Source organism: Citrobacter freundii complex sp. CFNIH2 (assembly GCF_002880615.1).
Lineage (GTDB): Bacteria > Pseudomonadota > Gammaproteobacteria > Enterobacterales > Enterobacteriaceae > Citrobacter_A > Citrobacter_A amalonaticus_F.
On sequence record NZ_CP025757.1, the window covers coordinates 978,295 to 1,001,443 of the forward strand.

Sequence of the window (23,149 nt, forward strand, 5' to 3'; positions counted from 1 at the left end):
CTTTTCAATAATCTCATGTAAAATCCGCACTTTATATTTTATTCGCAGGATAATCGATGAAGTATCGTTCTGATATTGACGGCATAAGGGCGATTGCCGTATTGCTGGTGGTGTTATTTCACGCCGGATTTTCGCTATTTGCATCCGGTTTCATCGGGGTCGATATTTTCTTCGTTATTTCAGGCTTTCTCATCGCATCGATAATTAAAGATCGAATGGATGCGGGTCATTTCAGTTTTAGCGATTTTTATTTGCGCAGAATATGGCGATTGCAGCCAGCAATGCTGACGATGATGCTGCTGTGCGTTGTCATTGCGTCGGTATTCTGGTTGCCTGAAGATTATGCCTCTTTTCTCAAAAGCATAAAGCAGACGCTGCTGATTGTCTCCAACCGCTACTTTGGCGATGAAACCACCGCCTATGCTGCGCCTGATTCAAACGCCATGCTGTTGCTTCACACCTGGTCTTTATCCATCGAGTGGCAATGGTATGTCTTTTTCCCGGTCATCTATTACGTCATCCGTAAAAAAACGCACGAACGGGTGCTTAACTATCTGGCGCCATTGCTGACGATTGTAGGCATCTATATCGCCTGGCACTACTCAGGTGCGCATCCGACGAAAACGTATTATTTTTTCGCCTCCCGACTCTTTGAGTTCATGCTCGGTGTCTGTGCCTGTATTTATCTCCCGATGGCGCAAAAAATAAACAAGGTTGTGCTTAACAGCCTTTCACTGGTTGCGGTGGTGGCAATACTTTTTGTTAGCGTCAGAAGTGATGTCATTCTGGGTTATCCTAATGCTTACACTCTGATCGTTTGCGTCAGTACCGCGGTGTTAATTTTCACCGGTAGCCAGCAAAATATTCTGACCAATAAACTGTTGTCATTCCCGCCGCTGGTCTGGCTTGGCACGATCTCCTATTCGCTTTATCTCTTTCATTGGCCGATTTTCGCGACACTGCACTACATCGGCATTACCAGTGTCTATGCCCGAATGGCTGGTCTGGGTCTGGCTGTACTGCTGGCGATGGGGTCATATTATTTCATTGAGAAACCCTACCGGAAGCCCCGTCAGTCGTTGAAAAAAACGCTGATTCTGCTGGTGGTTATCCCACTGATTGTCATTATTACCCTGATGTCGGTTAGTAAGCGTTTTGACGGATTTAGCTATCTACGATTCGGCGAGTCGTTAAGTCATATCAACAATGTGCTCAAAGAGACGAAGATAAAGCAGCGTCAGGATTGTATGAATGAAAACGTCACAGGAACCGATATGGCCTGTGTGGTGGGGGATAAAACCGCTTCTGAGAAAGCACTTCTGATGGGCGATTCGCACTCTAATCAGTACTGGAATTTCTTCGACATCATGGGGAAAAATGCGCATGTTGCTGTTGATATGAAAGCGACTTCACTGTGCCTGGCAATTCCCCGTGTGTATCACGACGATCTCTATACTTATAAAGGCGACTATTACCGGGCTTGTCATGAGAACGTCAAAAAATACTATGAGGCGATCCGAAACCATAAGTATAAATATGTGATCATTTCTCAGGTCTGGGAAAACTATGCGGCATTCAGGGTCAGATCGCAGATTGGGGATTCCCCATCGCCCGCGGAATCTATCAATATTCTCACCCGGGCTACTGAACAGGCAATACAGGATATTCTTGATGCCGGGGCGCAGCCGGTACTGGTGAAAACGATGTTCCCGATGCCAAAGCATTTCCTGACCTGTTTTTATGAACATTTTAAAACGCGGGGAGAGTATGAGCATCAGACATGCAACCCGAATCCGCAGATTAATAACAGTGTCTGGACGGAACCGTTTTTTGCCACGCTACAGGCCCGCTTCCCATCGTTGATTATTGTCGATCCCAAAAGCGTGCAATGCCCTGATGGCATGTGCAGGACGGAAATTGAGGGCATACCGCTGTATCGTGACGTCGGTCATTTAAATGACTACGCCACGAAAACGTTGGGGGAGGCGTATCTGCAGCAATTTGGTAATCCGCTCAAAACGCCAGGCCGATAAAATAACAGGAGGAAAGTCTGGGGACAGGCTTTCCTCTGTCAGAAAAAATCAGTGATGAATGTCACTTGCCCCTTTTGGTGTATTTAAAATGCCGGTTATGAGGCGTAACCTTTCTGGAACAGCGGTTTACTTACAATCGCATCCTACCGACTGGAAGAGGGAAGGACATGCTTCAGATTCCACAAAATCATATCCACACACGTGCCACGCCGTTCTGGAACAAAGAAACTGCACCTGCCGGAATTTTCGAACGCCACCTTGATAAAGGAACCCGACCGGGGGTTTATCCCCGTCTGTCGGTGATGCAGGGGGCGGTCAAATATCTCGGATATGCGGATGAACACAGTCCAGAAGCCGAAACAGTGATGATCATCGAAGCGGGTCAGTTTGGTGTGTTCCCACCGGAAAAGTGGCACAACATCGAAGTGATGAGCGATGACACTTATTTCAATATCGACTTTTTCGTCGCGCCAGAGGTACTGATGGAAAGCGCGAATCAACGAAAAGTCATTCATACCGGGAAGAAATAATCATGGGCAAAGCAACCTATACCGTCACCGTGACGAATAACAGCAATGGCGTCTCTGTCGATTACGAAACCGAAGCGCCAATGACCTTACTGGTGCCTGACGTCGCCGCCGAAGTGGTGAAAGATCTCGTCAATACCGTGCGTTCCTACGATACGGAAAATGAGCACGACGTCTGCGGCTGGTAAGTCACGCGATGCAGAGAGGAAACCGGCTGTCAGCGCCGGTTTTTTTTCGCTTTCCGGAAATGCTCCCCTATACCGGCTCTAAAACGGCGGACGTCGTCCTCCAGCGCAAAAATTTACAAACCGTATATTTGCAGGATCAATAAAGGCTTACGCGCAATATGGCGACGCTTTGCGCAGCGGCGTTTTGCCAATGACTTGATCCCTGCCTGAGTTGAAATTACTGTATATAAAAACAGTATTCAAGGTGTGCATTATGACGTTGTACAGACCTGCGGAATGGCATGACGTCATTGCCATTCCACTTTTCAGCGATCGGGTTCCGTGCGGATTCCCCAGTCCGGCGGCCGATTACGTTGAGCAGAGTATCGATCTCAACAAGTTACTTGTTCAGCATCCCAGTTCGACTTATTTCGTCAGGGCTGCTGGCGACTCGATGATCGATGCGGGGATCGGCGACGGCGATCTGCTGGTGGTGGACAGTTCACGCACTGCCAGCCACGGAGATATCGTGATTGCGGCAGTGGAGAGGGAGTTCACGGTGAAGCGGTTGCAGTTGCGGCCCACCGTTCAGCTTAACCCCATGAACAGCGCCTATTCGCCCATCGTCATCGGCAGTGAGGATACCCTGGCGATTTTTGGCGTCGTGACATTTATTGTGAAGGCGGTGAACTGACGATTGCTGCGTATTGTTCGTCCCCCCTGACGTTGCAAACAATACACGCCGGGTTTCCTTGTGATTCCCCGGTGGTCTTAAGGGGTATACCAATGACAGGCAGGTTAATTGCTCATTAACCTGCCTGTTTTGTGAGCAGACATGCAAATTTCGGTTTGCGTCGTTAAGGAGAGGAACGGAGATGTCCGGCTGACGTAGGGATACGGCATGTGAACAAACCTGATTAACAACGTCATGTCACTCACCCACAGGGTTATGCACCGTTTCTGTGGATAACCGACGACGTTTTCAGGCAGAACAATCCACTAAGAAAAAGCGCCAGGATTTTGCTTGCAAGTTAAAAAATATCTTAAATAATACTGTATATAGATACAGTATTTATGAGGTGCGCCATGTTTGCGCTATGCGATGTAAATTCATTTTATGCGTCCTGTGAGACGGTGTTTCGGCCCGATCTGAAAGGCAAACCGGTTGTTGTGCTGTCGAATAACGATGGCTGTGTGATTTCCCGCAGTCCCGAAGCGAAACCGTGGGTGGTCATGGGGGCGCCCTATTTCAAGCAAAAAGAGGCGTTCCGGCGTCATGGGGTGGCGTGTTTCAGTTCGAATTATGAACTCTACGGCGACATGAGCCATCGGGTCATGTCGACGCTCGAAGCGCTATCACCACGCGTTGAAATTTACAGTATCGACGAGGCCTTTTGCGATCTGACGGGAGTCAGAAACTGTCGGGATCTCACGGATTTTGGCAAAGAGATCCGCGACACGGTCTTAAAGCGGACACATCTGACGCTCGGCGTGGGGATTGCACAGACAAAAACGCTGGCAAAACTGGCTAACCACGCGGCGAAGAAGTGGCCGCAGCAGACGGGTGGCGTCGTGGATCTGTCGAATCTCGAACGGCAGCGAAAACTGATGGCGGCCCTGCCGGTTGATGAGGTGTGGGGAGTTGGTCGTCGTATCAGTAAAAAGCTGACCGCGATGGGCATAGAAACGGTACTTGATCTGGCGGATACGCACATCGCGGTGATACGTAAGCACTTCAATGTCGTACTGGAAAGAACCGTGCGGGAGTTGCGCGGTGAACCTTGCCTGGCGCTTGAGGAGTTTGCGCCCGCGAAGCAGGAGATCGTTTTCAGTCGCTCATTTGGCGAACGCATTACGGAATACGAACAGATGCGCCAGGCGATTTGTGCTTACGCGACCCGCGCGGCAGAGAAACTCCGGAGTGAGCACCAGTATTGCCGGTTCATTTCGACATTTGTGAAAACGTCGCCGTTTGTGCCGAATGAAACCTGGTACGGCAATAGCGCGTCGGTGAAACTGCTGACACCGACACAGGACAGCCGGGATATCATTAGTGCCGCCACGCGATGCCTGGACGCTATCTGGAAAGAGGGACATCGTTATCAGAAGGCCGGGGTCATGCTCGGTGATTTTTTCAGTCAGGGCGTGGCGCAACTCAATCTGTTCGATGATAACGCACCGCGCCCCGGCAGCGAGAAGTTGATGGAAGTTCTGGATACGCTCAATGCCAGACAGGGCAGAGGAACGCTGTACTTTGTCGGGCAGGGTATTCAGCCACCATGGCAGTTGAGACGGCAGATGCTTTCTCCACGCTACACCACGCGTTTTTCCGATCTGCTGGTGGTCAGGTGATCGTCGCAGCAGGTATGAATAATCGGGAGGCAGAAAACACGGCCTCCCTTCACACAATCTGATGCTACATGGGGAAAGTCAACGTGAGTCCCACGCCCGTTTCTTTGAGATCCACATAACGAGACAGATGGATTTTTGCGGCAAGATCGGTGCAATGGCTCGGATAAAGCGTATTAGCCGATAATGCGCTGAGATATTTCCCGGTTTCCGAAAGTAATGATTCATCGGCATTAAGGAGATGAAAACCGCCTATAACGGAAGCGATTTTCGACTCTCCCGTGACTGATTTTGCGTGCTCGATAATATTACAAATCCCGGCATGGGAGCACCCGGTGACAATCACCAGTCCATCCTTTGTCTTAATTACCATTGCACTATCGTCCATCACGTAATCAGCCGTTAACTCACCTTCATGATTATGTGTGTGGCCTACCGGATTTTGCGCTTCAAAATGGTTAAGGCGGGGAATTTGCCCTAAAAAAGTGATGTCTTCGGATAATTTCAGGGGTTGCGTGGAACTGACGATATTAAAGAAGTAATCAAAACAAAGAGCATTATGGTTCATCCCAATGGGTTTTGACGCATAAAATTTAGGCGTAAAGGCGGCGGGATGGGCGATGATATCGACCTTCTTTGCCGGAGGTGATGGAAGTCTGTCGTAATGCTGGAATAAATGGTTTAACCCCCAGGTGTGATCGTTATGTCCATGTGATAATACAATTTTATCAATGTGTGTAAGATCGATACCCAGGATCTGTGCATTTTTTAAAAAAATATCAGAATAGCCAACATCAAAAAGAAGTTTTAAGCCTGAGCATTCAATGAAATAGCAAACGCCAGGTTCTCCGGTCAAATACCTGTCAATGTAAGTATTGTTATCTACCAGTATGGTTAATTTCATCACTCCGCATCCCATTCGGATTCAATATGTCGATTGACGCCATTATCGAACCTTTTGATTTTCTGAAGCAAATCATAACCGCGATCTCTGTCACATAAGCGAGGAGCGGAAACCGCAGACGTCAAAACAAGGGGTAGTCGCACAGTGCAATGTGGTGTATAAACGATTCATACAAAAAGTATGAATTAATACATAGTGTATTAAATGTGGAACACAGGAGAGGCGTACATGCACCCGGATATCACACTGAACGCAACGTCCCATGGGTTTCCTCCCGCCGGGCACTATTCGGCGAGCGTGACAGCAGGGGGATTTGTTTTTATCTCAGGGCAACTGCCAATCACCCGGAACGGTGAGAAAAAGGCGGGGGCGTCTTTTGAGGAACAGACCCGACACGTTCTGGAAAATGTCGATGCCTGTCTGAAAGGGGCCGGTGTATCCCGTCAGCATCTGGTTTCCGTACGTGTCTATGTGACAGATATCAACCAATGGCCGACGTTTAATGAAATTTACGCCGAATGGATTGGCGATTTCCGCCCATCTCGTGTCGTTGCTGGGGTGGCAGAACTGCATTATGGTTCTGCCTTAGAAGTAGAAGCTATCGCGCTGGCGCAATAAGCCCGACGCTTAACGCTATACAGGTGAAAAAAATGACTGAGACTACACGTCCGGAATACGCTGATGTTGCCGCTGCCGCCGAGCGTATTGAAGGATATGCAAACAAAACGCCGGTGATGACCTCCCGGACTGTCAATGCGGAATTTGGCGCTGACGTTTTCTTTAAATGTGAAAACCTCCAGCGTATGGGGGCCTTTAAGTTTCGTGGGGCGATGAATGCGTTACGCCAGTTTACGCCGGAACAACGAGCGGCTGGCGTGGTGACATTTTCTTCCGGAAACCATGCCCAGGCGATAGCGTTGTCAGCAAAATTGCTGGGTATTCCGGCGACAATTATCATGCCTCATGATGCGCCAGCCGCGAAAGTGGCGGCGACCAAAGGGTATGGTGGCAATGTCGTCATGTACGATCGCTATACGGAAGATCGTGAACAGATTGGCCGTGAACTGGCTGAGAAACACGGATTGACGCTCATTCCTCCGTACGATCATCCCCATGTTATCGCCGGTCAGGGCACCGCAACCAAAGAGTTGATTGAGGAGGTCGGCCCACTGGATGTGCTTTTTGTCTGTCTGGGAGGCGGTGGTTTGCTTTCAGGTTCAGCACTGGCAGCCCGGCAACTCTCCCCGGATTGCATTATTTATGGTGTAGAGCCTGAAGCCGGTAACGACGGACAGCAGTCTTTTCGAAGCGGTAAAATCGTTCACATCGATACGCCAAAAACGATTGCTGATGGTGCACAGACGCAACATCTGGGGCACTATACGTTCCCTCTGATTCAAAAATACGTCAATGATATTCTGACCGTTTCAGACGATGAACTCATTGCCTCGATGAGGTTTATGGCTGAGCGCATGAAAATCGTCGCAGAACCCACTGGCTGTCTTGGCTTTGCGGCGGCAAGGGCGAGAAAAGCAGAACTCAGCGGGAAAAAAGTCGGCATTATCATCAGCGGCGGCAATGTGGATATCGCGCGCTACGGTGAGTTTCTGGCCGGGAAATCCGTCTCGTGAGGCTGTAAACGGATAGCAATAATGACAACGGGCATCACTGTGGGAGACCGGCATGCCAAAAAACGACGAGAATTCGCTTCTCAGCCAACTTGACACTATCGCAAAGGGATTAAGCGAAACGTTTTCTCCTTTTTGCGAAGTGGTTGTTCATGACCTCAAGGATCCTGAGCATGCAATTATGTCGATACATAATAATTTATCCGGGCGTGAGGCGGGACAACCGGCTACAGAACTCGGGCTGGCAAGGATTGCGTCTCCGGATTTTCCTGAAATTATTGCGAACTACGGCAATCAGTTTGCTGATGGCCGTCCGGTAAAAAGTACGTCTATTGGCATTAAGGATGAAGAGGGCAACTACGTTGCCGCATTATGCCTTAATGTCGATATGACGCTTTTTCGGGGGATGCAGAGTGCGCTGGCGCGTTTTACCGAAACAGAGAGTTCACCGGTGCGTGAACATCTTGACCCCGGGAGTACTGAAGTCATTCGCCAGCGAATCGATGATTTCGCCGCGAAACGCGCCACCACGGCACGTGCGCTTAAAACGGAAGACAGAAAGGTTCTGATCCAACAGTTACGAAAAGAGGGATTGCTGAATGTGCGTAAATCCATGGATACGGTGGCGCAGCATTTAGGGGTATCACGGGCGACAGCCTACCTCTATGCGCGTCAGTCCGGGTGAATCCGCCGGTGTATATATCATCTCTTATATATTGCCCTGCCTGAATAATGAGCAAACGAACGGTAATAATAACAGAAAGTCATCCACACCTATTGCAGGGGTAATTTGAGTTATGTATTATGCCGCCCGGTTCTGGTAATGAGTAGATTCTCAATCAGAAATAACAACCGGCAGACCGCCATTAGCTCATCTGGAAGAGCGAACGACTTTTGTTGTAGGGAACGGGGTTCGAGGCCTCGATGGCGGCCCAAATTTGAAGGCTCAGACGTTTGTCTGAGCCTTTTTGCTTTCTTCGCTTACCCGCCGGGCTCAAAGTCCTTCCGTCACAATTTTTGCTGCGGCGGCCAGAATATCTTTACGCCCTTTGGCATCCTGCTGTGGCTGTGTAAAGTAGGTGACGAGGATCAGCGGCGCACGATCTTCGGGCCAGATCACCGCGATATCATTGGTTGTGCCATAATCACCGCCTCCGGTTTTATCGCCAACCACCCAGCTTTCCGGGAGTCCGGCACGAATGCTCTGGCCGCCGGTCGTATTGCCTTTCAACCATTCGACAAGCTGTGCACGCTGTGCGCCAGCCAGCGCATCGCCCAGCGTCAGTTTGTGCAGGCTTTTCGCCATCGCCAGCGGCGACGTGGTGTCGCGCTCATCGCCAGGGATGGCGGTGTTCAGTTCGGGTTCTTTCCGGTCCAGACGAAACGTGGTGTCGCCAATTGAGCGGGCAAAGGCCGTGACGCTACGGGTACCGCCCAGATGCTCAAGTAATTTATTCATTGCCGTATTATCGCTGTATTGCAGAGCGGCAGCGCTTAGCTCCGCTAATGTCATCTCTTTATCGACATATTTTTCCGTTACCGGATTCCAGTTCGTCAGATCGGCTTTTTTGATGACCATTTTCTGCTGCAAAATATCGTGTTGAGTTTCACTCTGTTTTAATACCGCAGCAGCGACCATCGCCTTACTGGTGCTGCACATCGCAAAGCGCTCATCACCGCGATAAAGGATTTGCGAACGATCGGCGGTATTAATCAGCGCAACGCCCAGTCGGCCACCTGATTGTTTTTCTAATGCTGCCAGCTTTTGTTGGACCTGTGCGGGATCTCCGTGCGTGCGAGCCAAAAGCGGTGAACTGGCAGTAAATAAAGCGAGCACGGCGGCAATAAGTACCGTCTGATGACCTCGTTTTTTAAACATAAATAACATCCTTGATAATCAGTAAATTGATCAATGCACGCGCTTTATTTTTTCCGTTCAAACAGACAAAAGAAGAAAGAGAATTAAAGGCGCATGATGTGTCTGCGATGCCAGAACTATCCGCTCTCCGCGCTTGCTTAACAAGCGAGAAGAATTTACCCTGGGATAAAGAAAATCTTATGAGTCTTTATTATGCGCTCTAATCTTCCGCTTAATGCACTACGGGCCTTTGAGGCTTCGGCTCGCCATTTGAGTTTTACTCGTGCGGCACTGGAACTTTGTGTCACGCAGGCCGCCGTCAGTCAGCAGGTACGTATCCTGGAAGATCGCCTGAACAGGGTGCTGTTTAAACGTCTGCCCAGAGGTCTGGAGATGACGGATGAGGCGCAGGCACTGTTTGCCGTCCTGACTGACGCCTTTGGCCAAATCGACACCATTTTTCGTCAGTTTGAGGGCGGGGAGTATCGTGAAGTGCTCACGGTCGCGGCGGTCGGCACCTTTGCCGTTGGCTGGTTACTGCCGCGCATTGAACAATTCCGACAGGCGCATCCGTTCGTTGAGTTACGTCTGCGCACAAATAACAACGTCGTGAATCTGGCGGCTGAGGGGCTGGATTTTGCCATCCGCTTTGGCAACGGCCTGTGGCCCGCCACCCATAACGACATGCTGTGCGAGGCTCCGCTGACTGTCCTGTGCACGCCAGAAACGGCCCAACGTCTCAGGCGGCCAGCCGATCTCTTGCAAGAGAATCTTCTGCGTTCATATCGGGTAGATGAGTGGGATAACTGGTTTGCTGCGGCAGGCGTGACGGCAGAGCGGATCAATGGTGCCGTTTTTGACTCCTCACGTCTGATGGTTGAAACGGTTATCCATACCGGCGGTGCGGCACTGGTTCCGGCAATGATGTTTGCCAGAGAACTGGCGGCCGGACAACTCGTTCGCCCCTTTGACATTGAGATCCGAATGGGCGGGTACTGGCTCACCCATCTGAAGTCGAAACCGATGACGCCCGCGATGGAAATCTTCCGCGACTGGATCGTGAAAATGGAGTAAACGGGAGCCTGCTGGCTCCCGTTTGCGGCTCAGCGAACCACCAGCACCGGACAGTGCGCGTGACGTACAACGGCGGCGGCGGTAGAACCTAACAGATACGTTGAAATACCGGGCTGGTGTGACGCGATGATCACCAGGTCAGCACTGACGGTATCCGCCAGCTTCAGGATCTGATCCTTCGGGGGGCCGTATACCACATGCGTCTGTACCCGTCCTTCAGGGATATCGAATTGCTTCACAATCTCGTCGAGTTTTTGTAATGCCTTCGTCTGCAGTCCATTTTTATCCGGGAGTTCGCCAGAGTAGGCGAGCCCCAGGGATGCATAAAAGGGGACTGAGGGAATGACTGACAAAAAATGGACTTTTGCCGTTTTGGCGTGGATTTTGACCTGAGGAATAAGTTGCCGGGTGAGATCGGCTTCTGAGATATCAATGGGCACCAGAACAGAACGATACATAGTCATTACCTCCTGTTTTTTGTCTCCGGTTTTAGTATATCGAATCTGGTTTTTGCATAAAAAGTGACCAGATCAAGTTTCCTTCATTTACGCGCAACGGTGTTGAATAAATTGTATTGTTATAATATAACATTGCATCTTATTCATCTGATTGAGGGTACGACGTTGGCGATTCATTGGAAAAAATTATCTGTCTCTCTGGGAATGTTGTGGTTTAGCAGTTATGCCTTCGCCCACGGCGATCACGCGCATGGTGTGCCGTTGACGGAGATGGAACAGAAAGCGGCGGAAGGCGAATTTGCGGATAGTAATGTTAAAGACAGGGCGCTTACCGACTGGGATGGCATGTGGCAATCCGTTTATCCTTATCTGGTCAGCGGTGAGCTGGATCCGGTTTTTAAACAGAAAGCGGCGAAGGGTAAGGGGAAAACGGCGGAAGAGGTGAAAGCCTATTACCGGAAAGGCTATGCGACGGAAGTCGATACCATTGGTATCGAGAATGGCGTGATGGAGTTTCATACCGGCAAGCAGGTGGCCTCCTGTCAGTATGACTATGCCGGGTACAAGATCCTGACCTACACCTCGGGTAAAAAAGGGGTGCGTTATCTGTTTGAATGCAAAGACGCAAACAGTAAAGCGCCGAAGTTTGTGCAGTTCAGCGATCATATTATTGCACCGCGGGCGTCGAGCCACTTCCATATTTTCATGGGCAATACCTCACAGCAGGCGCTACTGGAAGAGATGGATAACTGGCCAACCTACTATCCTTATCAACTCAAGGCGCAGGCCGTAGTGGACGAAATGCTGCACCACTAAATTCAGGCTTAGCCCGCTGCTTGTCGGCGGGCTTCCTGTCGCGCTAAGGTGACACCAGGCAGAAATGACATGATGACGGTGAGGCGATGACATTGAGGATTCCGGATACCCTTCGGGAACAACTGGAAAAGGCGAAAGCCATCATTGAACGGATCCTTGGAGAGGATCTGTTGGCCATTCACCTGTACGGATCTGCCGTTGAGGGTGGGTTAAAACCCCACAGCGATATTGATTTGCTGGTCACCATGCGTGGACCGCTGACGACGGCACAGCGAGAGGCGCTGATGCAGGAACTCTTGTCGGTGTCAGCCTGGCCTGGCACGTCGACGCTCTGGCGAGCGCTGGAGGTGACGGTTGTGGTGCAGACCGATGTGGTACCCTGGCGTTTTCCTCCCCGACGGGAAATGCAGTTTGGCGAGTGGTTGCGCGAGGATATTCAGGCGGGGAAATATGAACCCGCACAGCTGGATAGCGATCTGGCGATTTTATTGACGCAGGCGCGTAGTGCCAGCATGGCCTTAACTGGCGAGCGTGCGGATTTGCTTTTTGAGCCAGTGCCGGAAAACGACATTTGGGAGACGCTCCGTCAGACGCTGACGCTCTGGCAGGACAATAGTGATTTGCAAGGCGACGAGCGCAATATCGTGCTGACCCTGGCGCGCATCTGGTACAGCGTGGCGACAGGCGGTTTTACCGCGAAAGACAGCGCGGCAGACTGGTTAATGCCTTATCTCCCGGACGAACACGCTTCTCTACTTGCGACCGCGCGGCTCGACTATCTGGGACAGGAAAGCGTTGACTGGGCAGAGGTTATGCCCGCCGTCTCCCGCTTTGTCTGCTATGCAAAAGCGAAAATAGCCGGGCAGTTATCGCTCGTGGATAAGTGATGCCATATTTCAGGCATCGTGATTGCCGCCACAGAAGAATGGCAAATAATAAAAAAGGCAGATCGCTCTGCCTTTTTTTACCAGGAATTATCTGAGTAGAGCGTTTATTTCAACTCTTCAGCTTCCGGCAATGTAACGTTAAGTTCGAGAATGGAAATATCGCCGTCCTTTTGTTCAAGCTGAACGGTGACCATTTCCGGATCAATTTGTACATACTTACAAATGACCTCAAGAATATCTTTACGCAACTGCGGTAAATAATGCGGCTCGGCGTCACTACGACGACGCTCGGCAACGATAATCTGCAATCGCTCTTTCGCGATGTTCGCTGTACTCTTTTTCCGCGAGAGAAAAAAATCCAGTAATGCCATAACTTATCCTCCGAACAGGCGTTTGAGGAAACCTTTCTTCTCTTCGTCAATGAAGCGGAAAGGACGTTCTTCTCCCAACAGACGGTCTACCGTATCGGCATACGCTTTACCTGCGTCTGCATTGATGTCCAGAATGACCGGTTCGCCCTGGTTAGAGGCGCGCAGAACAGACTGATCTTCCGGGATAACTCCGACGAGTTTAATGCGCAGGATCTCCAGCACATCTTCCATACTGAGCATGTCGCCACGGTTAACACGACCCGGGTTGTAGCGCGTCAACAGCAGATGTTCTTTAATCGGATCTTCACCGTTTTCGGCGCGGCGAGATTTAGACGCCAGAATACCCAGGATACGGTCAGAGTCGCGTACCGAGGAGACTTCCGGGTTGGTGGTGATAATCGCTTCGTCGGCGAAATAGAGCGCCATCAGCGCGCCGGTTTCAATCCCCGCCGGGGAGTCGCAAACGATAAACTCGAAATCCATCGCTTTCAGATCGTCGAGAACTTTTGCAACGCCTTCACGCGTTAATGCGTCTTTATCGCGCGTCTGAGAGGCCGGAAGAATAAAGAGATTCTCAGTGCGCTTGTCCTTGATGAGCGCCTGATTGAGCGAAGCATCGCCCTGAATGACGTTGACGAAATCATAAACAACCCGACGCTCACACCCCATGATCAGATCGAGGTTACGCAGGCCGATATCAAAATCAATAACGACAGTTTTCTTTCCCTTCTGGGCCAAACCAGTAGCGATGGCCGCGCTGGAGGTGGTTTTGCCAACGCCCCCTTTACCCGAAGTAACTACAATAATGCGTGCCATAGAAATTCCTTGTTAAAAAGGGATCAATTCAACGGTTGAACTGTCAAAGCGTTATCTGCCAACTGCAGACGTGCCGCTTTGCCATAAAATTCTGCTGGGATTTTATCACTCAGCCAGTAAACACCTGCGATAGACACCAGTTCTGCCGTCAGATGGGTACAGAAAATTTGCGCATCCCGGTCGCCACTTGCCCCTGCCAGCGCGCGACCTCTCATCATGCCATAGACATGAATATTGCCATCGGCGATCAGCTCAGCGCCAGCACTGACGTGACTTGTAACAATCAGATCACATTGTGGTGCATAAATGCGTTGACCGGAACGAACGGGTATATCAATAAATCGCGTTTTTGTGACGGGAGTAGCGTTTTGCACTACAGCGGCGGGAGCAACGGGTTCTGCCGGGGCGGAACGCGCCACTTTCTCTTTACCTTCAGTGAGTAAAGGAAGGCCCATTTGGTCGATTTCGGCTTTGAGCCGGGCATCTTTACAACCGCTGACGCCAACAATACGCAATCCCGTCGACGCCACAACCTTCTGCAACTGCGGCCAGTTTACCGGCGCGTCAAGGCTACTGACATTCACTACCACAGGAGCATGTTTTAAAAAAGCCGGAGCCTGAGCGATTTTGTCTTCTAACGCCTGACGAATAACCTCGGGTTCTGCTTCATGTAAATGAACCACTGATAAGGTGAAGCTACTGCCTTTAAGTTCGATGGGCGTGTTTGACATCCTGGCCTTACTCAATTTGCTATTTATCATCCCCGATGTGGAGTGATATTCCGAAGTCCAGAAGGCATGTTATAGTCACTATTATATTGAGGCAAGTCGCCATCCGTTTAATTCAGAGTAAAATGTATGTTTTGTGTGATCTACAGAAGTGCTAAGCGTGACCAGACCTATTTGTATGTCGAAAAAAAAGACGATTTCTCACGTGTGCCTGAAGAACTGATGAAAGGATTTGGTCAACCACAGCTGGCAATGATATTGCCGTTAGACGGTAGCAAAAAGTTAGTCAATGCCTCGCTGGATAAAGTAAAACAAGCCTTAACGGAGCAGGGATATTATTTACAACTGCCTCCGCCGCCCGAAGATTTATTGAAGCAACATCGTTTCAACGCCTCACAAAACAATCCAGAAACCGATAAATAAACGGTACCCGGCGTCATGCCTGTCGGTGCCATTCCTGAAGTCAACGATGACAAATTAGGGGAAAATGAATGTATCAACATCATAACTGGCAGGGTGCGCTGCTTGACTACCCGGTAAGCAAAGTGGTGTGCGTGGGGAGCAACTACGCGAATCACATCAAGGAAATGGGCAGTGTCACGCCGGATGAGCCGGTGCTGTTTATCAAGCCGGAAACCGCCCTGTGCGATTTGCGCCAGCCGCTGGTCATTCCAACGGATATGGGCTCGGTGCACCATGAAGTCGAACTGGCGGTATTAATCGGCGCAACGCTGCGTCAGGCGACCGAAGAGCATGTGCGTAAGGCGATTGCCGGATATGGCGTAGCGCTCGATCTGACGTTACGTGATATTCAGGGCAAAATGAAGAAGGCCGGGCAGCCCTGGGAGAAGGCAAAAGGGTTCGATAATTCATGCCCGCTGTCCGGGTTCATTCCGGTTGCGGAATTTAATGGCGATCCGCAGGCGACGCCGCTGGGTCTGACGGTCAATGGCGAGGTTCGCCAGCAGGGGGCGACGGCGGATATGATCCACAAAATCGTCCCCTTAATCGCCTATATGAGCAAATTCTTTACTCTCAAAGCGGGTGACGTCGTGCTGACCGGCACCCCGGAAGGCGTCGGGCCGCTCGCCAGCGGCGACGAGCTGGTGGTCAATTTTAACGGTCACTCCCTGACGACCCGCGTCCTGTAACGCCTGCTTGCCGCCTTTTTAGGCGGCAAAACTTGCATCAACGTGCCAGACTGGTTATAAGGTGCAGCTTTATAGCAATGGCGGATACCCTGATGAGCGATTTACTTTTCTGGCAACGTAAAACCCTGGATGAAATGACCGATGCCGAATGGGAATCGTTATGTGACGGCTGCGGTCAGTGCTGCCTACATAAGCTGATGGATGAGGATACCGACGAGATCTATTTCACCAACGTCGCCTGCCGCCAGCTCAACATCAAAACCTGCCAGTGTCGCAATTACGAACGTCGGTTCGAGTACGAGCCTGACTGTATCAAGCTAACGCGTGATAATCTGCCCACCTTTGAATGGCTGCCGATGACCTGTGCCTATCGTCTGCTGGCGGAAGGGAAAGGATTGCCGGAATGGCACCCGCTGCTGACGGGGTCGAAAGCGGCAATGCACGGCGAGCGAATTTCGGTACGTCACATTGCGGTAAGAGAGTCAGAAGTGCATGACTGGCAGGACCATATCTTAAACAAACCGTCATGGGCGGACTAAGCCGCCCGGTCTGATTTCAGGCGTTACGCTTTTTTCGCCTGATACATTTCATCGCCCTGATGTTCGTCAGCAACCCAAAAGTTGATGTTGAACTGGGCGTCCTCGCTGAGTTCAACACGATGCCAGTACTGCGGCGGGCTGGTGGCGAACTGACCGGCGTTAATCACGACTTTGACTTCAGGCTCTTTGGCCTCTTCGTTAGCGAATCCGTAATAGGTTACCGTACCTTCCATCACACAAAGCTGACCGAAAACGCCTGCGGCGGTGTTGTGGTGGGAAAGCAGTGCTGCGGGAACATTATCTTTGGTGAAGAACGGGGTGGAGCGTTTGATTTTCCAGTTTGCCGGGATACGTAGGTGGGACATAGGACATCTCCTTGCCTGGCTCTATAAGATGTATTAAATATACACCTTATAGAGCTGCGTCAGCAATAACGTTAAGGCAAAAAAAAACGCTCCCGGCAGGGAGCGTCTGAGATTAACGACCGAACAGATCGCGTCTTTTCGGTTTAAGCGGCTGGACAAGCAGGACCACAACCGCGATGACCAGATAGGCCGCAAAAATGCCCAGTAACCATTGCGGCATTTCCAGCGATAAAAATTCCCATTGGCGCTCAGCGCAATCCCCGGAGGCGACAAACACCTGTGGTAACCATTTACCCAGCGGCAACCAGTCGGGAAAGCGAGCCACGAAGTCACAGGTCATGAACGGAGAAGGGTGTAACTGGATCATGGTGTGTTCCCAGGCCAACTGCACGCCGCGCCAGGCACTGTAGATCCAGATAATCAGCGCCACATAGCGCAATGGTGTTTTAGGCGCAATCGCGCCGACCAGTCCTGCACCCATGATGCCAAACAGTGCGCAGCGCTCATAGATGCACAGCACACACGGCTTAAGCAGCATAACATGCTGAAACCACAGCGCGACCAGTTCAAGCGCCAGGGCAGTAAAAGCCATCAATAACCAGGCGCCCCGACCCCGTGAGCACTGGTTTAAATATCGCAACATAATAATTTCCCTGCAACATGCGTAGACACGGCAGTGTAAACCAATTCGATTACCGCGCCACCAGGATAAACTTAAATATTGTGTAATCGGATAAATATCATGCAAAAAGGCAAACCGGGCAGTGAAATGCCCGGTAAGTTGTTATGAAAGTGTAGCTAACCAGCCGGTTTGCGTCATCCACTCGGTCATTGGGGTCAGGGTAAACTCGACGCACAGCAGACCGACCAGCGTCAGCACGAGGGTATACGGCAGCGCCATCCAGACCATCCGACCATAGGAGAGGCGAATCAGCGGCGCCAGCGCAGAGGTGAGCAGGAACAGGAATGCCGCCTGACCGTTTGGCGTCGCCACGGACGGCAGGTTCGTCCCGGTGTTGATCGCCACCGCGAGCAGTTCGTACTGTTGCAGAGAGATAGCGCCGCTTTCCATGGCCGCTTTGGCTTCGTTAATGTAGATCGTACCAACGAAGACATTATCGGAGATCGACGAGAGCAGGCCGTTGAAGAGATAGAACAGCGTCAGTTGCGCGTGTTCCGAGGCCTGCAACACATACTGGATAATCGGCGAGAAGAGGTGCTGGTCGATGATCACCGCCACAATCGAGAAAAAGACCGTCAGCAGCGCGGTGAAAGGCAGGGACTCGGTGAACGCCTTGCCAATAGCATGCTCATCGGTCACGCCGGTCAGCGAGGTGGCGAAGATAATGACGGACAGGCCGATCAGTCCCACTTCCGCGAGATGCAGCGCCAGGGCGATAACCAGCCAGACGCCGATAATGGCCTGAACGATCAGCTTTAATCGGTCCTGACGATTACGCTGCTGGCGGCTTTGATCGTCAAACTGTTGTAATACGTCACGTACTTTTTCCGGCAGCGTTTCGCCATAGCCAAACCAGCGCAGTTTCTCAACCAATACGCAGGTGAGCAGGCCGCAAATCAGTACCGGAACGGTAACTGGCGACATTCGCAGGAAGAAGTCGCCAAAATGCCAGCCAGCGGCTTTGGCGATAATCAGGTTCTGCGGTTCGCCCACCATCGTCATCACGCCGCCCAACGCGGTTCCCACCCCGGCATGCATCATCAGGCTGCGCAGGAAGCCACGGAACTGTTCGAGTACCGCTTTGTAGTGCTGATCGATATGGCTGTCATCAAGAATGTCATGATCATCACTACGGGAAGAGGCCACGCGGTGATAGATACCATAGAACCCGACGGCGACGCTGATCACGACCGCGACTACGGTCAGTGCGTCAAGGAAGGCGGAAAGGAAGGCCGCCGCGATACAAAATGCGAGTGACAGCAGCGTTTTGGAGCGAATGCTCAGCAGCAGGCGGGTAAAAATAAACAGCAGCAGCTGCTTCATAAAATAGATGCCCGCGACCATGAACATCAGCAGCAGTAAAACTTCCAGATTGTTTGCCACTTCTTCGCGAACATGCGCGGCGCTGGTCATCCCAATCATAACCGCTTCAATGGCCAACAAACCGCCCGGCAGCAGTGGATAACACTTCAGCGCCATCGCCAGCGTGAAGATGAATTCCGCCACCAGCAACCAGCCCGCAACAAACGGGTTGATGATGAAAATCAGTGGATTAACTATCAGGAAGGTCAGTAGTGCAAGCTTGTACCAGTCTGGCGACTGGCCTAAAAAGTTGCGCCAGAGCGCGCGGCCCCATGAGAGTTCCATTATGGTTTCCCTTACCTTATTTATTGAAATGATGTTTTTATGGTTAGCGACAAAGAGTAACGGTCAGTCTGAATGCAGGCAAGCCTTTAACCCCTGACAGCCAGCGTTATCAAGAAAATGAAGCCTTGATCCACTTTTTCTTCGTTGTGTCTGCTATCGGGCATGTAACCCGTCTGGTATGATGAGTGTAACTATGTTTTGCTGTGTAATGGAAATCTCACTATGGTCATTAAGGCGCAGAGCCCGGCGGGTTTCGCGGAAGAGTACATCATTGAAAGTATCTGGAATAACCGCTTCCCTCCTGGCACTATCTTGCCTGCAGAACGAGAACTCTCCGAACTGATCGGGGTGACACGTACCACTTTACGTGAAGTGCTGCAGCGTCTGGCGCGAGACGGTTGGTTGACCATTCAGCATGGCAAACCGACGAAGGTGAATAATTTCTGGGAAACCTCCGGACTGAATATTCTTGAAACGCTGGCGCGTCTCGATCACGAAAGCGTCCCGCAGTTGATCGACAATCTGCTGTCGGTCCGGACCAACATCTCCACCATCTTCATTCGCACCGCGTTTCGTCAGCATCCTGACAAAGCGCAGGAAGTGCTGGCGACCGCACAGGAAGTGGCCGATCACGCCGATGCGTTTGCCGATCTCGATTACAACATTTTCCGCGGTCTGGCATTTGCCTCCGGCAACCCGATTTATGGCCTGATCCTGAACGGCATGAAAGGGTTGTATACCCGCATTGGTCGTCACTATTTTGCCAATCCGGAAGCGCGCAGCCTGGCGCTGGGTTTCTACCATAAGTTGTCGCAGCTGTGCCTGCAGGGCGCGCACGATCAGGTGTACGAAACGGTGCGTCGTTACGGTCATGACAGCGGCGAGATCTGGCACCGGATGCAGAAAAACCTGCCTGGTGATTTAGCCATTCAGGGCCGCTAAAAAACGAACCCCCTCGCGATGAGGGGATTTTTGTTTTACAGGCTGTTCATTCTGGGTGGACAGCGCTCCAGCAGCTCCACGCTTCCGTCCTCGTTTTGCTGTTCCAGCATCACATCAAATCCCCACAGCCGATGCACATGCTTAAGCACCTCTTTGCGGCCTTTATCCAGCGGCGCGCGATTATGCGGAATATAGCGCAGGGTAAGGGAGCGATCGCCCCGCAGATCCACGTTCCAGACCTGAATATTCGGCTCTACGTTGCTCAGATTATATTGCGACGAGAGGCGGTTGCGGATTTCGCGGTAGCCCTCTTCGTTATGAATGGCAGAGATCTCCAGATAGTTATGCCGGTCGTCATCCAGCACCGTAAAGAGGCGAAAATCGCGCATCACTTTCGGTGACAGGAACTGGCTGATGAAGCTCTCATCTTTGAAATCACGCATGGCAAAATGCAGCGTTTCCAGCCAGTCGGAACCGGCGATATCCGGGAACCAGTACTTATCTTCTTCCGTCGGCGACTGGCAGATGCGTTTGATGTCCTGGAACATGGCGAAACCCAGCGCGTAAGGGTTTATGCCACTGTACCACGGGCTGTTATAAGGCGGCTGGAACACCACATTGGTATGGCTGTGTAAAAACTCCAGCATAAAACGTTCGGTGACTTTCCCCTCGTCATACAGATGGTTCAGAATCGTGTAATGCCAGAACGTGGCCCAGCCCTCGTTCATCACCTGGGTCTGCTTTTGCGGATAAAAATACTGACTGACTTTGCGCACGATGCGCAGGATCTCGCGTTGCCATGACTCCAGCAGCGGGGCATTTTTTTCCATAAAGTAGAGCAGATTCTCCTGCGGCTCAGAAGGATAGCGCCGCGCTTCGGCAATCGTCTTCTCTTCTTCTTTCTTCGGCAGGGTACGCCACAGCATGTTCACCTGGCTTTGCAGATACTCTTCACGACTTTGCTGGCGGGCCTTCTCCTCCTGGAGGGAGATTTTCTGCGGGCGTTTATAGCGATCAACGCCGTAGTTCATCAGCGCGTGGCAGGAGTCGAGCAATCGCTCAACCTCGTCCACGCCATATCGCTCTTCGCACTGGGTGATGTAATTACGCGCGAAGATCAGGTAATCAACAATGGAACTGGCATCGGTCCAACTGCGGAACAGATAGTTATTTTTGAAGAAGGAGTTATGTCCGTAACAGGCGTGAGCCATCACCAGCGCCTGCATGGTAATGGTGTTCTCCTCCATCAGGTATGCGATACACGGGTTGGAGTTGATCACAATCTCATAGGCCAGCCCTTGCTGACCGTGCTTATACAGTCGTTCGGTCTCGATGAATTTTTTGCCAAACGACCAGTGAGGATAGTTAATCGGCATCCCGACGCTGGAGTAAGCATCCATCATCTGCTCGGAGGTGATGACTTCAATCTGGTGTGGGTAGGTGTCCAGTCTGTAGAGTTTCGCCACCCGGTCTATCTCTGCCAGATAGACATCCAGCAGATCAAACGTCCAGTCGGGTCCATCGCTCAAGCGTGTGGTGTCCTTGTTCATGGAATCAATCGTAGCCATTCGCGCACCCTCATTGTTGGCGGCACTCTCTGTGTGGAGCACCTCATTTCAAGCATAGAACACCCGGTTAAAAACCGTGTCAGTGAAGAAATATTTTCTTTGCGATTTCCGCTGGTCGACTCGCCAGATTGTGGGGTGGTCGCGATATTTTATGCTGGATAAAAATAACCCACAGCAGGAGATACCAAAGCAGAGAGTTCACTGTTCTGCCTGCTATATGTGAGATGTGTCACCATAAAAAAGCCATATGTTGAATAATATTTTCATCTGGGTTATCAAGATGTAATTAGATGATTGTTCTTTTACTGTTACTGTTAACGGAGTGGCTATGCGAGTTGTCATACTGGGAAGTGGCGTCGTTGGCGTGACCAGCGCCTGGTATCTGAGTCAGGCTGGACATGATGTCACCGTCATCGATCGTGAACCGGGCCCGGCGCTGGAAACCAGCGCGGCGAACGCGGGGCAGATCTCTCCGGGCTATGCCGCGCCCTGGGCTGCGCCGGGTGTACCGCTGAAGGCAATCAAATGGATGTTCCAGCGCCATGCGCCGCTGGCCGTTCGTCTGGACGGCACACAGTTTCAGTTGAAGTGGATGTGGCAGATGCTGCGCAACTGCGACACCAGCCACTACATGGAAAACAAAGGGCGGATGGTGCGTCTGGCGGAATACAGCCGTGACTGCCTGAAAGCGCTACGTGCGTCGACCGGCATCCAGTATGAAGGGCGGCAGGGCGGGACGCTGCAACTGTTCCGTACCGCGCAGCAGTATGAGAACGCAACGCGCGACATCGCCGTGCTGGAAGATGCCGGTGTGCCGTATCAGTTGCTGGAAGCCAGCCGACTGGCGGAAGTCGAGCCGGCGCTGGCTGAAGTGGCGCACAAACTGACCGGAGGCTTGCGTCTGCCGAATGACGAAACCGGCGACTGCCAGCTCTTTACCCAGCGTCTGGCGCAGATGGCCGAACAGGCGGGCGTCAAATTCCGCTTCAACACGCCGGTGGATAAACTGCTTTGCGAAGGCGAACAGATTTACGGCGTGAAATGTGGTGATGAGATCGTTAAAGCCGATGCGTACGTCATGGCGATGGGTTCCTACTCCACGGCGATGCTGAAAGGGATTGTCGATATTCCGGTCTATCCGCTGAAAGGCTATTCGCTGACGATTCCGGTGGCGGAAGAGGACGGCGCGCCGGTTTCGACTATTCTTGATGAAACCTACAAAATCGCCATTACCCGTTTTGACCAGCGCATCCGCGTGGGCGGCATGGCGGAAATTGTCGGTTTCAATACCGAACTACTCCAGCCGCGTCGGGAAACGCTTGAGATGGTGGTGCGCGATCTTTACCCGCGCGGTGGGCATGTTGAACAGGCGACATTCTGGACCGGTCTGCGGCCGATGACGCCGGACGGTACGCCAGTCGTGGGGCGTACCCGCTTCAAAAATCTGTTATTAAATACCGGACACGGTACGCTGGGATGGACGATGGCCTGTGGTTCAGGGCAGTTACTGAGCGATATTCTGTCAGGTCGCACGCCTGCTATTCCGTATGACGATTTGAGCGTGGCGCGCTACCACGCAGGCTTTACGCCTTCACGTCCCCAACATCTGCACGGCGCACATAACTAAGAAGGACGCGAG

Annotated in this window: 26 protein-coding genes and 1 tRNA gene; 17 read left to right on the top strand and 10 right to left on the bottom strand. The window is 51.5% G+C overall.

The features are described from left to right. Window positions 1-56 precede the first annotated feature (56 nt). The 5 genes from WM46_RS05045 to WM46_RS05065 all read left to right on the top strand — a co-directional run bounded on the left by WM46_RS05045 (window position 57) and on the right by WM46_RS05065 (window position 5,079). The gene (locus tag WM46_RS05045; RefSeq protein ID WP_102601616.1) at window positions 57-2,033 is read left to right on the top strand and encodes an acyltransferase family protein; all 1,977 of its coding nucleotides are present in this window, start codon (window positions 57-59) and stop codon (window positions 2,031-2,033) included. A gap of 167 nt (window positions 2,034-2,200) precedes the next feature. Further along, window positions 2,201-2,563: a DUF1971 domain-containing protein YeaR gene (gene yeaR, locus WM46_RS05050; RefSeq protein ID WP_043000424.1), complete on the top strand. Its 363-nt coding sequence runs from the start codon at window positions 2,201-2,203 to the stop codon at window positions 2,561-2,563. A gap of 2 nt (window positions 2,564-2,565) precedes the next feature. Beyond that, window positions 2,566-2,748 carry a DUF1869 domain-containing protein gene (locus WM46_RS05055; RefSeq protein ID WP_012132688.1) on the top strand — a complete coding sequence of 61 codons (183 nt, stop codon included), beginning with the start codon at window positions 2,566-2,568 and terminating at the stop codon, window positions 2,746-2,748. A gap of 253 nt (window positions 2,749-3,001) precedes the next feature. After that, window positions 3,002-3,421 (top strand): translesion error-prone DNA polymerase V autoproteolytic subunit, encoded by a 420-nt coding sequence (locus WM46_RS05060; protein WP_102601617.1) that lies wholly within the window; start codon window positions 3,002-3,004, stop codon window positions 3,419-3,421. Between the two features lie 392 nt (window positions 3,422-3,813). Further along, entirely contained in the window at window positions 3,814-5,079 is a 1,266-nt protein-coding gene (locus tag WM46_RS05065) for a Y-family DNA polymerase (protein ID WP_102601618.1), read from the top strand. 64 nt (window positions 5,080-5,143) lie between these two features. Here WM46_RS05065 and WM46_RS05070 read toward each other — a convergent pair whose 3' ends face one another. Next, the gene (locus WM46_RS05070) at window positions 5,144-5,980 is read right to left on the bottom strand and encodes an MBL fold metallo-hydrolase (protein WP_102601619.1); all 837 of its coding nucleotides are present in this window, start codon (window positions 5,978-5,980) and stop codon (window positions 5,144-5,146) included. A gap of 228 nt (window positions 5,981-6,208) precedes the next feature. Here WM46_RS05070 and WM46_RS05075 point away from each other — a divergent pair, with 228 nt between their 5' ends. From WM46_RS05075 to WM46_RS05090, 4 genes are all read left to right on the top strand, one after another. Beyond that, a complete protein-coding gene (locus WM46_RS05075; protein ID WP_102601620.1) occupies window positions 6,209-6,598 on the top strand; it encodes a RidA family protein in 390 nt (129 codons plus the stop codon). Window positions 6,599-6,630: 32 nt separating this feature from the next. Next, entirely contained in the window at window positions 6,631-7,611 is a 981-nt protein-coding gene (locus tag WM46_RS05080; protein WP_102601621.1) for a threo-3-hydroxy-L-aspartate ammonia-lyase, read from the top strand. Between the two features lie 52 nt (window positions 7,612-7,663). Continuing rightward, window positions 7,664-8,293 (top strand): transcriptional regulator, encoded by a 630-nt coding sequence (locus tag WM46_RS05085; RefSeq protein ID WP_061077768.1) that lies wholly within the window; start codon window positions 7,664-7,666, stop codon window positions 8,291-8,293. 175 nt (window positions 8,294-8,468) lie between these two features. After that, a tRNA-OTHER gene (locus tag WM46_RS05090) sits at window positions 8,469-8,543 on the top strand. A 59-nt stretch (window positions 8,544-8,602) separates the two neighbouring features. Here WM46_RS05090 and blaSED read toward each other — a convergent pair. Next, complete coding sequence (blaSED, locus tag WM46_RS05095) at window positions 8,603-9,487, bottom strand: SED family class A beta-lactamase (protein WP_102601622.1); 885 nt, start codon at window positions 9,485-9,487, stop codon at window positions 8,603-8,605. A gap of 192 nt (window positions 9,488-9,679) precedes the next feature. Here blaSED and WM46_RS05100 point away from each other — a divergent pair, with 192 nt between their 5' ends. Further along, window positions 9,680-10,540: a LysR family transcriptional regulator gene (locus WM46_RS05100; protein WP_102601623.1), complete on the top strand. Its 861-nt coding sequence runs from the start codon at window positions 9,680-9,682 to the stop codon at window positions 10,538-10,540. A gap of 29 nt (window positions 10,541-10,569) precedes the next feature. Here WM46_RS05100 and uspF read toward each other — a convergent pair whose 3' ends face one another. Continuing rightward, window positions 10,570-10,998 carry a universal stress protein UspF gene (gene uspF / locus WM46_RS05105; RefSeq protein WP_061077765.1) on the bottom strand — a complete coding sequence of 143 codons (429 nt, stop codon included), beginning with the start codon at window positions 10,996-10,998 and terminating at the stop codon, window positions 10,570-10,572. Between the two features lie 165 nt (window positions 10,999-11,163). On the opposite strand from uspF, the gene zinT reads away from it, so the two are divergent. Further along, a complete protein-coding gene (gene zinT / locus WM46_RS05110) occupies window positions 11,164-11,814 on the top strand; it encodes a metal-binding protein ZinT (protein ID WP_102601624.1) in 651 nt (216 codons plus the stop codon). 86 nt (window positions 11,815-11,900) lie between these two features. Continuing rightward, window positions 11,901-12,701, top strand: a complete 801-nt coding sequence (locus tag WM46_RS05115; RefSeq protein ID WP_102601625.1) for an aminoglycoside adenylyltransferase family protein — start codon at window positions 11,901-11,903, stop codon at window positions 12,699-12,701. A 104-nt stretch (window positions 12,702-12,805) separates the two neighbouring features. On the opposite strand, the gene minE is transcribed toward WM46_RS05115, so the two are convergent. From minE to minC, 3 genes are read right to left on the bottom strand one after another with little or no spacing between them, the layout of a single operon-like run. Further along, entirely contained in the window at window positions 12,806-13,072 is a 267-nt protein-coding gene (gene minE, locus WM46_RS05120) for a cell division topological specificity factor MinE (RefSeq protein ID WP_043000436.1), read from the bottom strand. A 3-nt stretch (window positions 13,073-13,075) separates the two neighbouring features. Next, window positions 13,076-13,888 carry a septum site-determining protein MinD gene (minD, locus tag WM46_RS05125; RefSeq protein WP_043000437.1) on the bottom strand — a complete coding sequence of 271 codons (813 nt, stop codon included), beginning with the start codon at window positions 13,886-13,888 and terminating at the stop codon, window positions 13,076-13,078. 23 nt (window positions 13,889-13,911) lie between these two features. Next, on the bottom strand, window positions 13,912-14,619 hold the full coding sequence (gene minC, locus WM46_RS05130; RefSeq protein WP_102601626.1) for a septum site-determining protein MinC: 708 nt from the start codon (window positions 14,617-14,619) through the stop codon (window positions 13,912-13,914). Window positions 14,620-14,745: 126 nt separating this feature from the next. Here minC and WM46_RS05135 point away from each other — a divergent pair, with 126 nt between their 5' ends. The 3 genes from WM46_RS05135 to WM46_RS05145 all read left to right on the top strand — a co-directional run bounded on the left by WM46_RS05135 (window position 14,746) and on the right by WM46_RS05145 (window position 16,306). Next, entirely contained in the window at window positions 14,746-15,039 is a 294-nt protein-coding gene (locus WM46_RS05135) for a YcgL domain-containing protein (protein ID WP_043000439.1), read from the top strand. 68 nt (window positions 15,040-15,107) lie between these two features. Continuing rightward, window positions 15,108-15,767 (top strand): fumarylacetoacetate hydrolase family protein, encoded by a 660-nt coding sequence (locus tag WM46_RS05140; protein WP_102601627.1) that lies wholly within the window; start codon window positions 15,108-15,110, stop codon window positions 15,765-15,767. Between the two features lie 92 nt (window positions 15,768-15,859). Next, window positions 15,860-16,306: a YcgN family cysteine cluster protein gene (locus tag WM46_RS05145; RefSeq protein ID WP_222859963.1), complete on the top strand. Its 447-nt coding sequence runs from the start codon at window positions 15,860-15,862 to the stop codon at window positions 16,304-16,306. Between the two features lie 23 nt (window positions 16,307-16,329). On the opposite strand, the gene WM46_RS05150 is transcribed toward WM46_RS05145, so the two are convergent. The 3 genes from WM46_RS05150 to nhaB all read right to left on the bottom strand — a co-directional run bounded on the left by WM46_RS05150 (window position 16,330) and on the right by nhaB (window position 19,000). Then, on the bottom strand, window positions 16,330-16,671 hold the full coding sequence (locus WM46_RS05150; protein WP_102601629.1) for a DUF1971 domain-containing protein: 342 nt from the start codon (window positions 16,669-16,671) through the stop codon (window positions 16,330-16,332). Window positions 16,672-16,783: 112 nt separating this feature from the next. Further along, window positions 16,784-17,314, bottom strand: a complete 531-nt coding sequence (gene dsbB, locus WM46_RS05155; RefSeq protein ID WP_061077760.1) for a disulfide bond formation protein DsbB — start codon at window positions 17,312-17,314, stop codon at window positions 16,784-16,786. A gap of 141 nt (window positions 17,315-17,455) precedes the next feature. Beyond that, window positions 17,456-19,000, bottom strand: a complete 1,545-nt coding sequence (gene nhaB, locus WM46_RS05160) for a Na(+)/H(+) antiporter NhaB (RefSeq protein WP_102601630.1) — start codon at window positions 18,998-19,000, stop codon at window positions 17,456-17,458. Window positions 19,001-19,222: 222 nt separating this feature from the next. Here nhaB and fadR point away from each other — a divergent pair, with 222 nt between their 5' ends. After that, window positions 19,223-19,942, top strand: coding sequence for a fatty acid metabolism transcriptional regulator FadR (gene fadR, locus WM46_RS05165; protein ID WP_042318544.1), 720 nt, complete (start codon window positions 19,223-19,225; stop codon window positions 19,940-19,942). A gap of 35 nt (window positions 19,943-19,977) precedes the next feature. On the opposite strand, the gene WM46_RS05170 is transcribed toward fadR, so the two are convergent. Then, window positions 19,978-21,510: a SpoVR family protein gene (locus tag WM46_RS05170; protein WP_061077757.1), complete on the bottom strand. Its 1,533-nt coding sequence runs from the start codon at window positions 21,508-21,510 to the stop codon at window positions 19,978-19,980. Between the two features lie 328 nt (window positions 21,511-21,838). Here WM46_RS05170 and WM46_RS05175 point away from each other — a divergent pair, with 328 nt between their 5' ends. Then, complete coding sequence (locus WM46_RS05175; RefSeq protein ID WP_044257663.1) at window positions 21,839-23,137, top strand: D-amino acid dehydrogenase; 1,299 nt, start codon at window positions 21,839-21,841, stop codon at window positions 23,135-23,137. Window positions 23,138-23,149: the final 12 nt, after the last annotated feature.

Coding starts and splice junctions, on each gene's coding strand:
- minC (WP_102601626.1), bottom strand. CDS start 14,619: ATGTCAAACACGCCCATCGAACTTAAAGGCAGTAGCTTCACCTTATCA.
- WM46_RS05170 (WP_061077757.1), bottom strand. CDS start 21,510: ATGGCTACGATTGATTCCATGAACAAGGACACCACACGCTTGAGCGAT.
- yeaR (WP_043000424.1), top strand. CDS start 2,201: ATGCTTCAGATTCCACAAAATCATATCCACACACGTGCCACGCCGTTC.
- WM46_RS05060 (WP_102601617.1), top strand. CDS start 3,002: ATGACGTTGTACAGACCTGCGGAATGGCATGACGTCATTGCCATTCCA.
- WM46_RS05075 (WP_102601620.1), top strand. CDS start 6,209: ATGCACCCGGATATCACACTGAACGCAACGTCCCATGGGTTTCCTCCC.
- blaSED (WP_102601622.1), bottom strand. CDS start 9,487: ATGTTTAAAAAACGAGGTCATCAGACGGTACTTATTGCCGCCGTGCTC.
- WM46_RS05140 (WP_102601627.1), top strand. CDS start 15,108: ATGTATCAACATCATAACTGGCAGGGTGCGCTGCTTGACTACCCGGTA.
- uspF (WP_061077765.1), bottom strand. CDS start 10,998: ATGTATCGTTCTGTTCTGGTGCCCATTGATATCTCAGAAGCCGATCTC.
- dsbB (WP_061077760.1), bottom strand. CDS start 17,314: ATGTTGCGATATTTAAACCAGTGCTCACGGGGTCGGGGCGCCTGGTTA.
- fadR (WP_042318544.1), top strand. CDS start 19,223: ATGGTCATTAAGGCGCAGAGCCCGGCGGGTTTCGCGGAAGAGTACATC.
- nhaB (WP_102601630.1), bottom strand. CDS start 19,000: ATGGAACTCTCATGGGGCCGCGCGCTCTGGCGCAACTTTTTAGGCCAG.
- WM46_RS05145 (WP_222859963.1), top strand. CDS start 15,860: ATGAGCGATTTACTTTTCTGGCAACGTAAAACCCTGGATGAAATGACC.
- WM46_RS05135 (WP_043000439.1), top strand. CDS start 14,746: ATGTTTTGTGTGATCTACAGAAGTGCTAAGCGTGACCAGACCTATTTG.
- WM46_RS05150 (WP_102601629.1), bottom strand. CDS start 16,671: ATGTCCCACCTACGTATCCCGGCAAACTGGAAAATCAAACGCTCCACC.
- minE (WP_043000436.1), bottom strand. CDS start 13,072: ATGGCATTACTGGATTTTTTTCTCTCGCGGAAAAAGAGTACAGCGAAC.
- WM46_RS05045 (WP_102601616.1), top strand. CDS start 57: ATGAAGTATCGTTCTGATATTGACGGCATAAGGGCGATTGCCGTATTG.
- WM46_RS05070 (WP_102601619.1), bottom strand. CDS start 5,980: ATGAAATTAACCATACTGGTAGATAACAATACTTACATTGACAGGTAT.
- WM46_RS05080 (WP_102601621.1), top strand. CDS start 6,631: ATGACTGAGACTACACGTCCGGAATACGCTGATGTTGCCGCTGCCGCC.
- WM46_RS05085 (WP_061077768.1), top strand. CDS start 7,664: ATGCCAAAAAACGACGAGAATTCGCTTCTCAGCCAACTTGACACTATC.
- minD (WP_043000437.1), bottom strand. CDS start 13,888: ATGGCACGCATTATTGTAGTTACTTCGGGTAAAGGGGGCGTTGGCAAA.
- WM46_RS05175 (WP_044257663.1), top strand. CDS start 21,839: ATGCGAGTTGTCATACTGGGAAGTGGCGTCGTTGGCGTGACCAGCGCC.
- WM46_RS05115 (WP_102601625.1), top strand. CDS start 11,901: ATGACATTGAGGATTCCGGATACCCTTCGGGAACAACTGGAAAAGGCG.
- WM46_RS05100 (WP_102601623.1), top strand. CDS start 9,680: ATGCGCTCTAATCTTCCGCTTAATGCACTACGGGCCTTTGAGGCTTCG.
- WM46_RS05055 (WP_012132688.1), top strand. CDS start 2,566: ATGGGCAAAGCAACCTATACCGTCACCGTGACGAATAACAGCAATGGC.
- WM46_RS05065 (WP_102601618.1), top strand. CDS start 3,814: ATGTTTGCGCTATGCGATGTAAATTCATTTTATGCGTCCTGTGAGACG.